The 16078-nt window shown below is 33.2% G+C and carries 15 protein-coding genes; 5 read left to right on the top strand and 10 right to left on the bottom strand.

Annotated features, from left to right (window positions below; translation table 11 throughout):
• Nucleotides 1–7: 7 nt before the first annotated feature.
• Genes IAI10_RS12695 through IAI10_RS12675 form a run of 5 tightly spaced genes read right to left on the bottom strand, consistent with a single transcriptional unit; the run spans nt 8 to nt 6734 of the window.
• Complete coding sequence (locus IAI10_RS12695; protein WP_315673649.1) at nt 8–1699, bottom strand: glycoside hydrolase family 66 protein; 1692 nt, start codon at nt 1697–1699, stop codon at nt 8–10.
• 19 nt (nt 1700–1718) lie between these two features.
• Nucleotides 1719–3542, bottom strand: coding sequence for a glycoside hydrolase family 66 protein (locus IAI10_RS12690; RefSeq protein ID WP_315673648.1), 1824 nt, complete (start codon nt 3540–3542; stop codon nt 1719–1721).
• An 18-nt stretch (nt 3543–3560) separates the two neighbouring features.
• Nucleotides 3561–4394 carry a carbohydrate ABC transporter permease gene (locus IAI10_RS12685; RefSeq protein ID WP_315673647.1) on the bottom strand — a complete coding sequence of 278 codons (834 nt, stop codon included), beginning with the start codon at nt 4392–4394 and terminating at the stop codon, nt 3561–3563.
• A gap of 13 nt (nt 4395–4407) precedes the next feature.
• Complete coding sequence (locus IAI10_RS12680) at nt 4408–5379, bottom strand: carbohydrate ABC transporter permease (protein WP_396334379.1); 972 nt, start codon at nt 5377–5379, stop codon at nt 4408–4410.
• A 59-nt stretch (nt 5380–5438) separates the two neighbouring features.
• Complete coding sequence (locus tag IAI10_RS12675) at nt 5439–6734, bottom strand: extracellular solute-binding protein (protein ID WP_315673645.1); 1296 nt, start codon at nt 6732–6734, stop codon at nt 5439–5441.
• A gap of 320 nt (nt 6735–7054) precedes the next feature.
• Between IAI10_RS12675 and IAI10_RS12670 the strand changes: the two genes are divergently transcribed.
• Nucleotides 7055–7972 carry an AraC family transcriptional regulator gene (locus IAI10_RS12670; RefSeq protein WP_315673644.1) on the top strand — a complete coding sequence of 306 codons (918 nt, stop codon included), beginning with the start codon at nt 7055–7057 and terminating at the stop codon, nt 7970–7972.
• 72 nt (nt 7973–8044) lie between these two features.
• Here IAI10_RS12670 and IAI10_RS12665 read toward each other — a convergent pair whose 3' ends face one another.
• Nucleotides 8045–8977, bottom strand: coding sequence for a DMT family transporter (locus IAI10_RS12665; protein WP_315673643.1), 933 nt, complete (start codon nt 8975–8977; stop codon nt 8045–8047).
• A 93-nt stretch (nt 8978–9070) separates the two neighbouring features.
• Complete coding sequence (locus tag IAI10_RS12660) at nt 9071–9706, bottom strand: flavodoxin family protein (protein WP_315673642.1); 636 nt, start codon at nt 9704–9706, stop codon at nt 9071–9073.
• Between the two features lie 252 nt (nt 9707–9958).
• On the opposite strand from IAI10_RS12660, the gene IAI10_RS12655 reads away from it, so the two are divergent.
• Entirely contained in the window at nt 9959–10300 is a 342-nt protein-coding gene (locus IAI10_RS12655) for a helix-turn-helix domain-containing protein (RefSeq protein WP_315673641.1), read from the top strand.
• 47 nt (nt 10301–10347) lie between these two features.
• Here the strand turns inward: IAI10_RS12655 and IAI10_RS12650 are convergent, their stop codons facing one another.
• Nucleotides 10348–11037, bottom strand: coding sequence for a helix-turn-helix domain-containing protein (locus tag IAI10_RS12650; RefSeq protein WP_315673640.1), 690 nt, complete (start codon nt 11035–11037; stop codon nt 10348–10350).
• Between the two features lie 93 nt (nt 11038–11130).
• Between IAI10_RS12650 and IAI10_RS12645 the strand changes: the two genes are divergently transcribed.
• A complete protein-coding gene (locus IAI10_RS12645) occupies nt 11131–11553 on the top strand; it encodes a DMT family transporter (RefSeq protein ID WP_315673639.1) in 423 nt (140 codons plus the stop codon).
• Nucleotides 11554–11565: 12 nt separating this feature from the next.
• Nucleotides 11566–11985, top strand: coding sequence for a DMT family transporter (locus IAI10_RS12640; protein ID WP_315673638.1), 420 nt, complete (start codon nt 11566–11568; stop codon nt 11983–11985).
• Here the strand turns inward: IAI10_RS12640 and IAI10_RS12635 are convergent.
• Nucleotides 11982–12887 (bottom strand): PhzF family isomerase, encoded by a 906-nt coding sequence (locus IAI10_RS12635; protein WP_315673637.1) that lies wholly within the window; start codon nt 12885–12887, stop codon nt 11982–11984. The genes IAI10_RS12640 and IAI10_RS12635 overlap by 4 nt on opposite strands.
• A 41-nt stretch (nt 12888–12928) precedes the next feature.
• Nucleotides 12929–14305: a bifunctional UDP-sugar hydrolase/5'-nucleotidase gene (locus IAI10_RS12630; RefSeq protein ID WP_315673636.1), complete on the bottom strand. Its 1377-nt coding sequence runs from the start codon at nt 14303–14305 to the stop codon at nt 12929–12931.
• 143 nt (nt 14306–14448) lie between these two features.
• On the opposite strand from IAI10_RS12630, the gene IAI10_RS12625 reads away from it, so the two are divergent.
• Nucleotides 14449–15987, top strand: a complete 1539-nt coding sequence (locus IAI10_RS12625) for a PrpR N-terminal domain-containing protein (RefSeq protein ID WP_315673635.1) — start codon at nt 14449–14451, stop codon at nt 15985–15987.
• Nucleotides 15988–16078: the final 91 nt, after the last annotated feature.

Genomic DNA, 16078 nt, shown 5'->3' with positions numbered 1-16078 from the left:
CTCCTTTTCAATAAACTATATAAATTAAATTCCAAATATTCAGCTCTGGAACCACAAATTTAATTTTGTTTCCTTGATCACTTTCCTCATATTTAAAATTAAGTTCCAAACTCTTACCTTGATTGATATCAGGAGAAGCCAAGTAAATTCCCTTTACTTTATGGCAGGTTAATACTGAGATTTCTATTTCCTGCAGCTTGCAAGGCATACTTCCTTTAGGCTCGTTCCAATTCATATCTTCAATTCCATTAAAGTTGACTAAATTTATAATCTTATAACCAGGTTTCTCTTTTACTAAAGACCAAATACTATCCTTTTCTGCTTTTGGAGAAGCTTGTGCCCCTTTTATTACATATTCTTGATTTATTCCGCCGGTATTAACCATGGTAGTATCTATAATATTTAAATCATAAATAAGCTCCTCATATTTAACTATGAAATCATAGTAGCTTCTCAGTTTTTTAATAAAATTTTCATTATGAATTTTTCTATACTTAGGATAATAAGGGTCACAAAGCATACCTTGATTTTCACCTAACAACAGATGAAAACCTCCGCTAGCAAATATTGTTGCCATAGTAAGCAAGGTAGCATTTTCCGCCTTTTCTACAGGAATATTAAGTTCCTCTAAAAATGGTTTCATATAAGCTGCTAATATAACCTGCTTATCACAAGCATATTTTTTTGCATTCGCTATAATATTGTATAAATCTTGATAGGTATCGTTCGGAGGCCATACTTCAATATAAACTGCATCCTCCCCTGCCTTCGCCACAGTTTCCACAGGCCAATTGTTTACAGCATTAAATATTAAACTTACCTTTTCTCCCTTTTCCTCTATATAGCTTCTGGTATCGTTAATTAGATGTGGAAAGTCCTCTCTTAAATTTCTAACGCTCTTTTGTCCATTTGCGTTGCTTATAGCCTCTTTAGGATAGCCATACTGATCCATATGGATTCCATCAAAACCAAGCTTAATCACCTTGTAAAATTCATTTATAATATGATCATGCCATTTATTTTCTCTTGATATGTCCATCATGTAAAGAAAATCTCCAAAGCCGAATACTTCTCCATTATTTTTATATATGCCAAGCTCTTTGTTTTCTTTATAATAATCAGGAGCAGAACCATAAACTGCTCCATATGCAATAGCTTCCATGCCATATTTATGAGCTAAATTAATCTTACCTTTAATGGTGGATAGGCTAAGTTCCCTTTTTAAAGGATCTATAAATATATCTGATTTAGGTATTAAATCATGATGTCTATACATCCAGTCATAATACTGAACCACATTTAAATGATATTTATTCATCTCCTTCAAATCTTCTTCATCCTCTAAATCCTTTTGAGAAAAATCTGAAAGGAAGCCATACCTTGGCGCATTCTTCCAAGATGGTAAAATATCAAAGGCTGTACTTAGTCCTTGTAGCTTTTCTTTTTTATCATATAATTCAATTTCTACGCCATATCCGTATAAAATCTTTTCTTCATCCTTTATATCAAATTCAAAGACAACCTTATTATCTAAGCTAGCTATATGTTTATCCTGAGAAAATATCTTTTCATGAAGTTTATAAACCTTGCAGCTTAGTAGCATATTCTCATAAGCTTCTCCAAGAAGCTCTGCAACTATTTGTATTTTTTCTTCTTTTTTAAATTGAGCCTTAGCTGGATATATGTCTTTAATAATCAATGCTCCTACCTCCTGAATTTTATTCTTTTTCTATATATAACATGTCCCAATATTGAAGCTCTGGAATCTCTATTTGAAGACTCGTACCATCCTTCCCGATCCTAGCTTTGTAATTAAGCTTTACCGACTTACCACCATAAAGATCTGGAGATGCTAGATATATTCCTTTAATATTCCCATTTTTTATCTTGTAATTAAGCTTCAAATCCTTTTTTATTGTAGGTGCCTCATAATTCGCTCCGTCATCTCTCCATGCCTCTTTATTCATGCCTAAAAGATTTATCATCTGAACAACCTCAAAGCCCTTTTTCTCCTTTGCGTAAGCCCAGACAGTATTTGCTGCACCATTATCACTTGTTTCAACATTATCTAACTCTACTTTATTACTGCTGTCAGTTAATCCATCCCTCAGCAGATTTTCATAGGCCACCAAAAAGTCATAATAATTTCTCATTGCTGCTACCAATGATGAAGACATTCTTAAATTTTTATTAGGGAAATATTCTCTGCAAAGCATACCTGTATCCCCAAGTTCTATATGAGCACCACCTGCAGCAAATATTGCCGCATCTGTTAATCTGACACTATGCTCATTAAATTCACCTGGAATTCCTGCTGACCCATAGTTCATATATGCAGCAATTACTGTGCTTTTCTTTCCATTAGTAAGCTGATATCCCTTATCTACTGTTTCTTTTAAGTAATAATAATTAGGATAATCACTTGGCCATAGCTCAGAGTAAAGGAAATCTACATCGCTTTTAGCTACCTGCTCTAAACCGTATCTATTTATAGTGTTAAATACAACTCCAACACCTAAAGCCTTTTTAGCATTGTCTACAAATTCTGTATAAGTATCAGGTAAGTTTACATAGCTTCCAGTATAATCAAAGGTTTCTCCTCTATTACCTAATGTATCCATGTGGAATATATCAAATCCTAATACCTTATTTACTTGTTTCTCCTGATTATATATATAAGCTTGCCAACCTTTGTTATCTGGATTAAATACCTTCAATGAAGAAGCCCAACTTTCTGGAAGAGGATGCGTATCCTGCTCTGAATGAAAGGTATCCTTGTATATTCCCCATTCAGGCTTTATACCATCTTTCTCATAATCCTCATAAGCCCCATAAATAAGATTATAATTTGCGGCTTTTATATTCTTTTTGTGAGCTAGTTCAATATAATCTTTTATAGTCTGAAAATATATATCTCTATTTGCTATATCCTTCCAAGAGTTTGGTATATTTCCGCCCTCTTCTGGCAAAGGTTTTTGATGCTTATTCTGCCAATCATAAAACTGTAATCCGTCTATATGAAACTTATTTATGTTATTAATTATGCTTTCAGTCTTTTCTTTAGATTGCTCTGGATATTCAGCTAAATATCCATATCTGGGAAACTTATCCCAATTGGAAGATATATCTACAGCCGTGTTTTTACTATCATCTAAAGTGATCCCATGGGAGGCGTAGACTTCCACCAAATATCCTTGATAATCAGTCTGTGGAGCATCCCAGGAAAAAGCTAGGTCTTTTTTCTCCTTGCTTTCTAATGTGACCTGAAAATCTTTTTTTTCTACAACATTATTTAAATGCTTAAAATATACTTCTAAATGTCCTTTATAAGCTTTGTTTAACTTATTGTTTAATTCTACTGTCACCCTAACTTTATCTTTTGGACTGTATCTAGCCTTATCCGTATAAACGTCACCTATAAGCTTTCCACTGCTGCAAACTTTGTTACTTGCCTCCACATCAAAATTTTTTATTTTATAAACTGCATATCCAGCTGTAATACAAAATATTAGGATACAAGCTATAATAACTTTTCTCTTCAACTCAATCCCCCCTAGCGATTAGCCTTTTACAGCCCCTTCGCTGCCACCTGATTTTATAAACTGTTTATTAAAAACAATAAATATTATAATTATAGGTATCAAAACTAATATGGCTGCTGCAAAGATGACCCCCCATTGAGTTGCTTTTCCGTTTTGAAGCAGCTTTACTGCAATAGGAAGAGTCCGCTTAGACTGAGTTTTTATTACCGTAAGCGCTGTAAATACTTCCATCCAGGTTCCTGAGAAGGAGCCTATAGCCATAGTGGCCAAAGCAGGCTTTGAAAGAGGTATTATTATTTTTCTATATATAGTCCATTTATTTCCCCCATCTATAATTATGGATTCCTCCAATTCTTTTGGAATAGTTTCAAAGAAGCCTTTTAAGAAGAAGGTATTTCCTGCTACTCCTCCGCTTATATAAAGCAGCAGCAGCCCTGTGTATGTGTCCACTAAATGCAGTCCCTGAAGTATAGTAAACTGTGAAATTAAAGCAAGAATAGCAGGCATCATAAGAGAAAATATATAGATATTAAAAATTGTTTTTTTACCTGGAAACTTTAATCTGGCAAAGCCATATCCAGACAAAGAGGATATAAATATAGTAAGTATTGTGCTGGTTACAGTTACAAAAACACTATTTAAAAAGTATCTTGAGAAATTTTCACCTTCCCAAGCAGTTATATAATTTCCAAGGTAAAACTGCTTGGGAATTATCTGGGGCTTTGAAGGCATCACATAGCTATTAGGGATTAAAGAGGTACTTATCATATTTAAAAATGGCATCAGGGAAAATATAACAATTACTATAAGAATTAAATGTATCAATATTTGTATAAATCGTTTTTTTACCATGTTCCCACCTCCTTTAAAATTCAATTTCAGAATTCTTAGTTATTCTCTTTTGCAGAGTAGAAATAAATATTAGCATAACCGACATAATAAGACTTAAAGCCGCAGCATAACCAAAGTCAAAGCTTGAAAATGCTTTATTGTACATGTAATCTAAGAGAACATCTGTCTTTCCTAAAGGTCCCCCTCCTGTGATAAGCATTACCTGAAGCATTATATTAAAGGCACCTATTATCAAATTAATTGCTATAAAATAAGTTCTTGATGCAAGAAGCGGCAAGGTGATTTTCCACATTTGCTGTTTTTTGGTGGCTCCGTCTACGTCAGCTGCTTCATATATGTCTTTAGGAAGATCCTGAATGGCTGCAGTATACATAATCATTACCCAGCCTATGCCTTTCCATATGCACAGTGCCCAGATTACAATATTTCCAGTCCATTCATTTTGAAGCCAGGAAATTGGCTGACTTATTAGATGTAAATTAAGCAGTATTGAATTCACTAGCGCTCCCTGAGTATCTTGAAAGATATATTTAAATAATATTGCTACCACTATCCAATCTGAGATAACAGGAATATAAAGCAAAAATCTATAAATCATTTTTCCTTTTGAAAGTGACTCTATCGCTATGGCAATTATCATGCCTAAAAACCACTGAATTGGCACTGTAACTATAACTGCAAGCAAAGTATTTCTGAGAGATAAATAAAATTTTGAGCTTTCATCTAAGGTTCCTCCAGGAAAAAAGGCCTTTTTAAAATTTGCAAGTCCTGCAAAAGTGCTTGGCTTATTAGGATTAACACTATAATTCATGAAGGCCATCATTACATTTTTCAAAAGAGGATATGCTACAAAAACTAAGAAAAGTAAAAATCCAATTCCTATAAATGCCCATCCTTCCAATGCTTCTTTTTGTTTCCTATTAAGCTTTATTTTTCTATTTTTATGCTGGGAAAGAGCTGCTGTATTTCTTTCCAATTGCTTCACTCTCCTTTTTGTGGTTGGGAATTCAAATAATCTTTAAATTCCCAACTCCTAAACAACTATTATTTGCTTGATTTAAGTAACGCATCAACTTTCTTTGCAGCATCATCTAAAGCGACCTGAGCAGTCTTCTTTTTTCTTACGGCCGCTTCAAAATCTTCTTTTACCGCAGTAGATATATCTGCCCATTTAGGACTTGGCGTCCTTGCCCAAGTGGAATTTAACTGCTCCATATATACTTTTAATATTTCATTGTCAGTAACCACCGGTTTCTTTGCTGTATTTGTATTCACAGGCATCATTCCAAGATCTGTAGCAAATATGGTTTGAGCATCATCGGAAGCTAGAAATTTGGCAAAAGCATAGGCTTGTTCCTGATTTTTAGAATTTTTAAATATTACAGTGTCCTCTCCTCCAACTAATGATATGCTTCCTCCATCACCCTTAGGTATTGGAGCAAATATCACATTGTCCTTAACCTGCTTTTGATCTTTATTTGCTGGATACCACCATGGTCCATCATCAATCATTCCATAATGTCCTGCATTATAGCCTTCCCAAGAGCCCTCTCCTCCAAGCAGGCACTTTCCTACATATCCTTTATCATTCCATTCAATCATTTTCTCAAGGGCTTTTACACTTTCTGGACTATTTAAATATCCTGTAGCCTTTGTATTCTTATCGTCTGTAAACTTTCCTCCAAGAGATAAAAAGTATGGAAACGATGACCAAGATTCTATGCCAGCAATACCTATCCCCATAACCTTGTCATCTTTTACCTTCGAAGCATATTGCTCTAATTCCTCCATAGTTTTAGGTGCTTCCTTAAAGCCTGCTTTATCAAGCATTGCTTTATTAAATATAGCTACTTTTGTATTAGTATCCAAAGGTATCCCATAATAGTGTCCATTGTAGAAATTAGTACTCATAGGTCCCGCATATAAATCTTTCTTCAGATCTTCAAAGCCTTTCATATTATCCACCGTTGATAAATAGTCTTGATCAGCGTATTGAGCAACATCTACAATATCAACTCTTGCTAAATCAGGAGTAGTTCCACTCATAGCGCTTTGGAGTATTTGCTTCTTATAATCATCTCCGCTTGGCATTGGTGTAATCTTAACCTTGATATCTGGGTATTTCTTATTAAAGGCAGGAACTATCTTTTCTTTTAGCACCTTATTTTCAGCATCTGTAAAGGTACTCCACATTTCAATTTGACCAGTCAGTTTTGTTTCATCTGAAACATTGCTGTTTTGCCCTCCAGTTTGAGAGGATTCGCTTTTACCACATCCGGCTAATAAAGTGGAAATCATAAGACTTGATAGAATCAATGTAAAAATTTTTTTATTTTTCATATCTTATCCCCCTATAAATTATTTTTTATATTAAAGTGCTTTTGGTAATACCAAGCACTATAATCAAACGTTTTCTTTCAAAGGAATCGTTTGCATTTCATTGAACTTATTTATATGGTATAATTAATTTAAAATATTTGTTTAATAACGATAATTATATAAAGGTTTACATATTTCTTATTTTTTTATTACTTTTTTCTATTTGCTTTAGTATCTTCATCTCTTTGCTTTTATTTTAATAGGTAATGAAATATTATTGAATGTAGAATTTATACTTTTTTTGTACAATAGCGACTTTTAATAATGGTGGTGTTTTAAGTATGGATTTATTGTCAATAGATACCAATATTGTACCTTCTGTAAGGCTTATTGGTCATGTAGATTATACAAAGCCCTGGAGGCATTTTAATCGAACTATTAATGAATATATTTTATATATTATTAAGAGCGGTGAACTTTATATACAAGAAGGGATTAAAGAATATCATCTAACTAAAGGAGATATTCTTCTGCTAGAGCCCAATATTGAGCATTATGGCTATAAAGAAGCAGTATGTCATTATTATTATTTTCACTTTAAGCATCCTAAAATTACATCAGTAACAAACAGATCTTCTGAAGAAATATCAAAGCTGCTTATGGATAAAAGAAAGAATTCTCTTCACAGTGAATATCTTAGCGAGACCTCTGATACAGAGCCTGAATTTTACTTTCCTAAATATTATCATTATAAAGATGAAAATGAACTGATTTCTTTACTGGTAAATGCAGACAGTGATTATTACCAAAAGTATGAAGGTTATAAAAGGATAGTATCCTTAAAGTTTTTAGAAATACTAATTAAAATAAGCAGAGATTATACCACAGGGCAGATTGAAAATTCTCAGCCTCACTTTTCCAAAGCCTTTGTCAAATGCAGAAACATTCAGCATTACTTGAATTCTAATTATCAGAATAAAATCACTAGCGAAGATATAGAACAATCCTTTGAAGCAAATTATGATTATTTAAACAGAGTTTTTCAGAAAATGACAGGCTATACAATATTAAATTATCTAAATATCTTGCGCATAAATCGTGCTAAGGATTTATTTGACACCACTCCCTTAAAGGTATCAGAAGTAGGCTATTTGGTAGGGGTGGATGATCCCTATTACTTCAGTAAGCTTTTCAAAAAAATCACTAAAATGACTCCATCTTATTATATAAAACTCAAAAGTGAAGCCAAAAATAAATAAATTACATAAAAGATGCCCTAAGCTTTACGCCTAGGGCCATTTACATTTTAATCCGCAGCATTGCATGAAAATTTATACATCATATTTTCTTCCAGTATAGTTAACCATCCAGATTCCTGCACACACTAATATAAGTGCTGCCACATTCTTTAATTCTAAAATATTCTCCCCTAAAAAAATTGCTGACAATACTGCCCCAAAGATTGGCGTAAGGAAATTATATACGGACACCAAACCTACCTTATTATATTTTAAAAGTAAATTCCACAGTGAAAATGCTGCTGAAGATAATATAGCTAAATATATCAAAATCAAAGAAGAAGGTGTAATAAAATTATATACCCTTCCTCCATAAATTTCTCCCAGTAATATAAGCACAGCTCCTCCTATAAAAAGACTGTAGCCTGTTACTACCATTACATCCATGCTGACAGTAAGCCTCTTGCAGTAGATAGCTGCTACTGAAAAAACAAAAGCGGCTATAACCACAAACCCATCTCCATTTAAGGTAAAAGAAAAATCCAGCAAATTGGAACTGAAATTTACTATTACCACTCCTATGAAACCTATTATACAGCCTAAAGACTTCCTTTTATTCAGCTTGTCATTAGCATATATAAAGTGTGCTAGTATAACGCTGAAAAAAGTTACCATGGAATTCAATACAGCTCCCTTAACTCCAGTGGTATTAGCTAGTCCAATATAAAAAAATATATATTGCAGAGTGGTCTGAAGAAGCCCTAAAATAAGTAATTGGGAAAATGCCTTTTTTGAAAATTTTAATAAACTTTTTCCGGAAAGCTTTGAAATAAAAAGTAAAATGATGCCTGCTAAAAAGAATCTGTAACCTGCGAATAATAATTTCGATGGTATGTCTCCTGATGCTATATTAAATAATAAATATCCTTTTTTTACTGCAGGATAGGCACTTCCCCATAATAAACAACATATTGTTGCTATGATTGCAACAAATTTCCCATTAGTAAATATCTTCTTGTCTCCCATTCAATCAACTTCTTCCTCATTAATTAGTTTTTCATTCTAATTATAAGGTGAAGATTTAAATTAGTAAAATTAATGTTTATAGCATTTACCCTTTTATCTTATAAAGTTAGTGAATATTTTATCTTCAATTTTGCCTTCTTCCACATTATTTTTTCCAGCGGCAACAAGCTTTAAGGACCACGCCATATTTTTTCCTAGCACTCTCATAATTTGCTTTCCTTCTTCATCCTGCAATGCTTCCCCTGGTTCTGTACCATGAATTACATTCCAATAATTTGACGAAGGCATTAACATCTCCGAATAATTGATATAATTATTTAATTGATTAAATACAGCAACACCGCCGGATCTTCTAACTGCAACAACGCTAGCTCCTACCTTATGTCTAAGCATGCCATTATTTACAGATGTAACAAGAAAGGCTCTATCTAAAAATGACTTCATGGTTCCTGCTATGGCTGAATAATGTACAGGTGATCCCAAAATAATACCATCGGCTTCCTTCATTTTTTGAATCCATTCGTTCACCTCATCATTTTTAATTACACAGCTTTCATTCATATTCCTGCTGCAGCCTCCGCAAGCTAGACATCCGCGTATCACTTTATTACCCACATGAACAATCTCCACTTCTATGTTTTCTTTCTCTAATTCCTCTGCAACCATTTGTATTGCATGAAAAGTGTTCCCGTTCTTCCTAGGACTTCCGTTAAAAGCGACTACTTTCATATATATACCTCCATATAGCAAATCTTTATTATGTGCTTATTATAGGAAAGGATAAATTGATTTACAAGTACGCACTTTTTAGTTAGATAACTTACTTTTAGGTAAGATTTACCGTAATATCTGCCCTGAATAGATAAAATTTTTTCATTAATCTTTTATATTTATTTTCATGTGAGAATTTGATATCATGAATTAGCGGGCATATATTGCATTTTTAATATGTCCCTATAAAAATTAAAGGCAGGTACCTGAATGATAAATTATAATGGTAAAAAATATGTATGTTTATTAGATTTTGCGATGGATTTTATTAGAGGCAAATGGAAGGCAGTTTTATTATGCCATCTGTATGATGAGCCTAAAAGGTTTTTGGAGCTTCATCGAATAACTAATGGAATAAGTCAAAAAGTATTAAACGAAAAGCTGAAAGAATTAGAAAATGAAGATTTAATAAGTAAGCAGGTATATGCTGAAATACCTCCTAAGGTAGAGTATTATCTTACTGATAAGGGAAGAGAGCTTACTAAAATCATTAAAGAAATTGAAGATTGGTCCATAAAGCATTATTCTCATTTAGACAGTGGTTGTAAATAACTTAAACATATATTTCAATTCCTCTTGCAGCTAGAACATACTCATATTTATAGTGGTTTTAAGTATATATTTTTAGCTAGTTTCTTTAATTCAGCTTCCTTCAATATATATATGGTTTTATTATCACACCTTATAAGTCCCCTTGCCTCAAGCTCCTTTAAGGTTCTATTGAGATGCCTATAGGTGGTACCTAAAAACTGAGCAATCTCTAAAAAAGAAGCTTTTAAATTTATATGGTTTTCTTCTGTTAAATGCTCCACCAAATAACTTGAAAGCCTATTAATTAAAGGATATACGAAATTATAAGAACTGTTATTTATGGTGGCGTAAAGCTTATCACTGAGAGTTTCCACCAAATGGCGAAGAAACCTTGAGTCATTTAAATACTCTCTTCTTATTATTTCCGAAGAAAGAGCTATTAGATAAGTATCGTCTACCGCATCAATATCGCAGCGTATAGGAAGATCCTTGAGAAGCTCTAAATCCCCTATAGTATTAAAATCCTTGTAAAACTTTAGCAGCATTGATTTACCATTTTCAAATAGGTAAGAAACCTTAATTTTTCCGTCTACCAGCAGATAATAATTCTCCAGCTTAGCTTCTGCCTTTAGTATGGTCTCTTCTTTTTCATAAAAGTGAAGTTCCGCCCTCTCCAATAAGGCTTTATCAAAAATATCTTCCAAATTAAACTTATCAATGTATTCCTGCAGAAGCTCTTTATTGGCAATTCTCCTCATAAATTCTCCTTAACCTGACGCATGTCATGTTCTAAATTTTATAAATATAATAAATTATTTATAGAAGATTGTAAAGGGAGGTTTATTTAAAATATGTATACAGGCTTAACTTTAGTAAATGGTATGATACTTGCTGTAATGATTTTTCTAAACAGCATGCTTACAAGCATAATCGGCTATTATATAAGTACTTTAATATATCATTTCATAGGCTTATTATTAATACTATTTGTATCTATTGTAACCAAAAACAAGCTATCAAATATGAGAAAGTTATCCTTTATATTTTTTCTTCCTGGAGTATTGAGCGTGATAACAATACTTTTAAATAACATATCCATTCCTAAAATCGGAGTTACTTTAGCCGCTGGACTAGCTCTGTTCGGGCAGCTCATAATGTCCAGCCTCATAGATCATTTTGGATTATTTGAGAGACCAAGATATAAATTAAAAAAGCAAAAAATATTTGGTTTATTAATAATTTCCCTTGGTATAGTTTTTATGATTATTATGTGAGGAGGCAAAATAATGTATATATGCTTATCATTTTTAACCGGAATTACTATAGTTATAAACATGATATTGAATGGAAGGCTGGCTGAAAGAGAAGGCATGATAAATAGTGTTTTCATAAATTATCTGATGGCTTTTCTTTCTTCCATCCTCCTATGCATAATAATGATTGATTCTATACCTTCTTATTCTGCCTTAAAGTCAACTCCACTGCCATATTTCCTTGGAGGCTTTATAGGAGTGCTAACAACTTATTTATTTAATATAATAGTTTCAAAAATTCCAGCGGTGTATATAGTCATACTAAGATTTATTGGTCAAATGCTCACTAGCGCTCTCATCGATTACTTTTATTTGGGGATTTTCTCTAAAGGTAAGCTGATAGGCGCCGCATTATTCCTTATGGGCTTAATAATTTACTCAATGCCCGATTAAATTAGCACCAGCTCAGTTTTAAATATCACCACAGCACTTCCTGAAATTTTAACTTCCTTAGGTTCTTTATCCTCAATATTTACCTCTACCTCTATGGCACCGGCTCTTCCTATAGCCTCCCCCTGCTTTGCCATAAATTTAAACAAAGAGTCACTAGATTTTACTAGCTTATGGTGAACAAGATATGCACCCAAAGGACCATTTGCATTGCCAGTAACCGGGTCCTCATTAATCCCTATGGCAGGTGCAAACATTCTGCCATGAACTAAAATTTCATTTCCAGGATCTATTGTAAAAACATAATATCCATTACACTTTATTCTATCGCTTAGTCTGGAAAGTGCAGTATAATCAGGCTGCAGGCTATTTAGAACATCAAGACTTTTTATTCCTATCATAACCTTTGAATGTCCTGTTGAGACGATTTGAATTTTATAATTTTCAAGCAAAGCTTCATCTTCTATATTTAAGGCTTCCAACAGCTCTTCCTTGTTTATGCCTTCTAGTATATTTCCAAATTCAATTTTACCCTGAGTCATAACAATTTTATAATCATCTTTTTCTTTAATTATATCTACAGGCAGAATTCCTGCTCCCGTCTTATGATAAACTCTTGAAGTATCAAGTTTATTTTCAATAGCTCGTACATAATGGGCCGCAATGGTAGCATGTCCACAAACAGGCACTTCACTTTTGGGAGTAAAAAAACGTATATGGACATCGTACTCATCACAGCTTGAAGGAAATATAAAGGCTGTTTCAGAATTATTAAGCTCCCGTGCTATTTTCTGCATCTCCTCCTCGCTTAATCCTTCTGCATTTGTTATCACTCCTGCTGGATTCCCCTTGAATTTTTCCTTTGTAAAAGAATCAATCTGATATAAATCATAGCTTCTTGACATAATTTTCACCTCTGTACATATTTTTTATTTATGGTTTACCCCTATTTTAAAATCCATCTATCCTTAAAGGCATTGTCTACAAAATCCTTTCTAGCTATATACTCTCTTAAGGTATCTCTTAAATATTCTTCATTATAGCTTTCATTTCTATTGTTTTTTAATGAAGCATATACTGTGCCCCTTTGAAGATAATCCGAAGTTGCCACAGTATACCACTTCTCTTCTTTAAGCTTCTCTCCATTGATAAATACATTTATTATTTTTCTTCCATCATGCTCAATAACAGCATTAGACACATGCAGCCTTCCAGCATATTTTCCCCTAAAGCCTGGCCCTTTTCCATCTGCATAGCAATAATCAGTGTCCAAGGAATTTTCTAAGGCTTCCTTTAAATATTTTCCCTGAATTTCAAAGCTGGTTGGATTTAAGGGTGAGGGACATAATTCTATAAGTTTCTTTTGAGAAACCTTCCCTTTCCTTATGCCTCCATTTATAACTCCGCTGTTCACAAGACCTATATCGCATTTAAGCACATCTTTCAAAGCATCCGCCAGCAGGTTTGTCATAGGATTTTCTTCCACCACATCGTGCCATAAATCTCTCTGAATTTCGTAGAGAGGTACATCTAATTTATCTATGGCCTTTTCCTTATTTCTCTTCAATATATCCACAATTCCCTTGGAAGGCTCATAATCCTTAATATTTATATTTTCTCCATCAATGAGCTCAACTTTATCAGCTACTATTTCAAGCTTAAGCACCCCTAAATTTTCTCCATAGCTGCCTGAGGTAAATATTATTTTATTATTCACTATCTCTGGTTTATCCATCAATATATGAAAATGCCCTCCGATTATTACATCAATTCCTTCAACCTTTTCTGCTATCTCCTTGTCCTTATCCATGCCAACATGGGACAAAACTATTCCTAAATCGTAGTTTCCTTTATTCTTATAAACCTCTTGCTGAACCGCCTCTACATGGTCTTTAAAAGCTAGTCCATTCAGTTCGTTAAAAGCTCCTAAATCTGGAGATAGTCCAATGATTAAAATCCTTATGCCATTTTTATTCAATATAAAGCTTTTTTTAACACCCTCAATATCCTTAAAGCCCAAAGCATAAGCATTGCTGCTTAAAAAAGGAAGCTTTGAGTTAACCGCCATGTTTTTTAAGATTTCAATGCCATTAAAGGTTTCATTATTCCCTACAGCTATAGCATCATAGCCAGCATATTCTAAAAGCTCCAGAGCAGCTAGTCCATCTGTTCCCTGAAGCTCCAGCCTTTTAAAATCCGCAAAATCCCCAGCATCAAGTATTATAGTGTTCTCATCTTTAATTTCCTCAATTTTGCTCACCAGCTTTGAAAATGCTTCAAAGCTGCTATGTATATCATTGGTATGCAATATATTCAATTTCATATTTATCACTCCCCACAAGTCTATATTAACATATTAAAACATACCTTCATATTTATGCAAACAACACCTAGAAAATTTATATTTTCTTCACATTTGATATAATGGTATTAATATTTCAAAACATATGTATGGAGATTTTATTTATGAAAACAAAAATACTTTTTATAGCACCCTATCCAGGCTTAAAAGAGCTGACGCTGTCAGCAGCAGATGAATATGAAGATGTAGAAATTGACGTATATATAGGAAATTATGAAAAAGGTCCAAAACTACTAAAAGAATTAGAGGCAGATAAAAATTATGATGCTATCATAACAAGAGGAGGCACTGTGGAGACCTGCAGGCTTGTTTCTAATATCCCCATAATAGAAATTTATATAAATGCCTTTGATATCCTTAGAATTTTAAAATTATGCCAAGGCTTTAAAGGTAAAAAAATGTTTTTGGCTTACCCCAGCATCGAAAAATCTTTTAAAGATTTAAGTGAACTTATGGGATATTCCATAGAATCTAAATGCTATCTTCAGCATGCGGAAGTAAGAGATATAATTGGAGAACTTAAAGAAGAAAATTATGATCTTGTTATTGGGGATAATATTGTATATGAAACAGCCCACGAGTTTAAAATCAGCAGCTTTCTGCTCACTAGCGGAATAGAAGCTGTAAGAAGCTCCATTGAAGAAGCCATAAGATTATGCTGCGCCATTTCCAGTAACCACTATGCTGTCAGAAATATTGATAATTATGCATCTTATGAAAAATCAGAAACACAAAAAGCTAATATAAATGAATTTATAAGAGTTTTAACTCCTGATGAATTTACTCCAAGCTTGCTAGACACGGTATTTCCACAAACAATTTTATCTCAGATATCTGAATTAAGTGCTACTTCCCTGTCCACTATTATAACTGGTGAAGATGGAATGTGTAAAAATGATGCGGCATATCTATGTTTTTGTTACGGTCCCCAAAAGAAAAAGAATACTGTATGCATAAACTGCTATTCTATGCCTGAGGATTATAATTATGCTTTGTTAACCGATATTATAATAGATTATTTAGGAAATAAGGGCGGCACTTTATTTTTAGAGGATATAGAAAATTTATCTAAGGAAAGTCAAAAAAAGCTGACAGATATGTTAAAGAAAATAAATAAGGATAATAATATCAAAATAATAGCCTCCTGCGAATTTCCTATAGAAGTCTGTGAAAGCAGCGGAATACTTATTAGATCTCTCCGCTCGATTTTAGATGAAGTTAGAATAGAATTAATGCCTTTTAAAAATTACAAACATGAAATACAAAATATAATCAGCATGTATCTTGGTAAACTGAATGTGCGCTGTGCAAGCCAGATAGTAGGAATAAAAGATGGCGGAGTAAGCTTACTGCTGGAATATGATTGGCCAGGAAACTTAAGACAATTTATGAGAGTCATAAACCAGTTAACACTTACCTGTGAAGGTTCCTATATCACCGAAAATCAAATTAAAACAGCTATAAAAAGAGAACAGGATAACTATAGGAGCTCTTCCCTAGTACCTATTGATATTAGTGGCAGTTTAAAAGAAATCGAGAGACGCATAATAAAGCAAGTATTCATTGAAGAAGGCATGAATGGAGTAAGAGTAGAAAAGAGGTTAAAAATTGGTCACAGCACTTTATGGAGAAAACTAAAATAGTTTCATAATGAAACGAAACTCACTTATAGGCTGTTGAAGCTAGAAGACTAATTTTAGTATAATGCCTGAGGAAGGACAACAAAGGAAGTGA

It is taken from the genome of Clostridium sp. 19966, assembly GCF_032335695.1.
Classification (GTDB): Bacteria; Bacillota; Clostridia; order Clostridiales; family Clostridiaceae; genus JACTOJ01.
This window is presented reverse-complemented; position numbering and strand designations above follow the sequence as displayed.

Coding starts and splice junctions, on each gene's coding strand:
- IAI10_RS12685 (WP_315673647.1), bottom strand. CDS start 4,394: ATGGTAAAAAAACGATTTATACAAATATTGATACATTTAATTCTTATA.
- IAI10_RS12675 (WP_315673645.1), bottom strand. CDS start 6,734: ATGAAAAATAAAAAAATTTTTACATTGATTCTATCAAGTCTTATGATT.
- IAI10_RS12670 (WP_315673644.1), top strand. CDS start 7,055: ATGGATTTATTGTCAATAGATACCAATATTGTACCTTCTGTAAGGCTT.
- IAI10_RS12665 (WP_315673643.1), bottom strand. CDS start 8,977: ATGGGAGACAAGAAGATATTTACTAATGGGAAATTTGTTGCAATCATA.
- IAI10_RS12660 (WP_315673642.1), bottom strand. CDS start 9,706: ATGAAAGTAGTCGCTTTTAACGGAAGTCCTAGGAAGAACGGGAACACT.
- IAI10_RS12655 (WP_315673641.1), top strand. CDS start 9,959: ATGATAAATTATAATGGTAAAAAATATGTATGTTTATTAGATTTTGCG.
- IAI10_RS12650 (WP_315673640.1), bottom strand. CDS start 11,037: ATGAGGAGAATTGCCAATAAAGAGCTTCTGCAGGAATACATTGATAAG.
- IAI10_RS12645 (WP_315673639.1), top strand. CDS start 11,131: ATGTATACAGGCTTAACTTTAGTAAATGGTATGATACTTGCTGTAATG.
- IAI10_RS12640 (WP_315673638.1), top strand. CDS start 11,566: ATGTATATATGCTTATCATTTTTAACCGGAATTACTATAGTTATAAAC.
- IAI10_RS12635 (WP_315673637.1), bottom strand. CDS start 12,887: ATGTCAAGAAGCTATGATTTATATCAGATTGATTCTTTTACAAAGGAA.
- IAI10_RS12630 (WP_315673636.1), bottom strand. CDS start 14,305: ATGAAATTGAATATATTGCATACCAATGATATACATAGCAGCTTTGAA.
- IAI10_RS12625 (WP_315673635.1), top strand. CDS start 14,449: ATGAAAACAAAAATACTTTTTATAGCACCCTATCCAGGCTTAAAAGAG.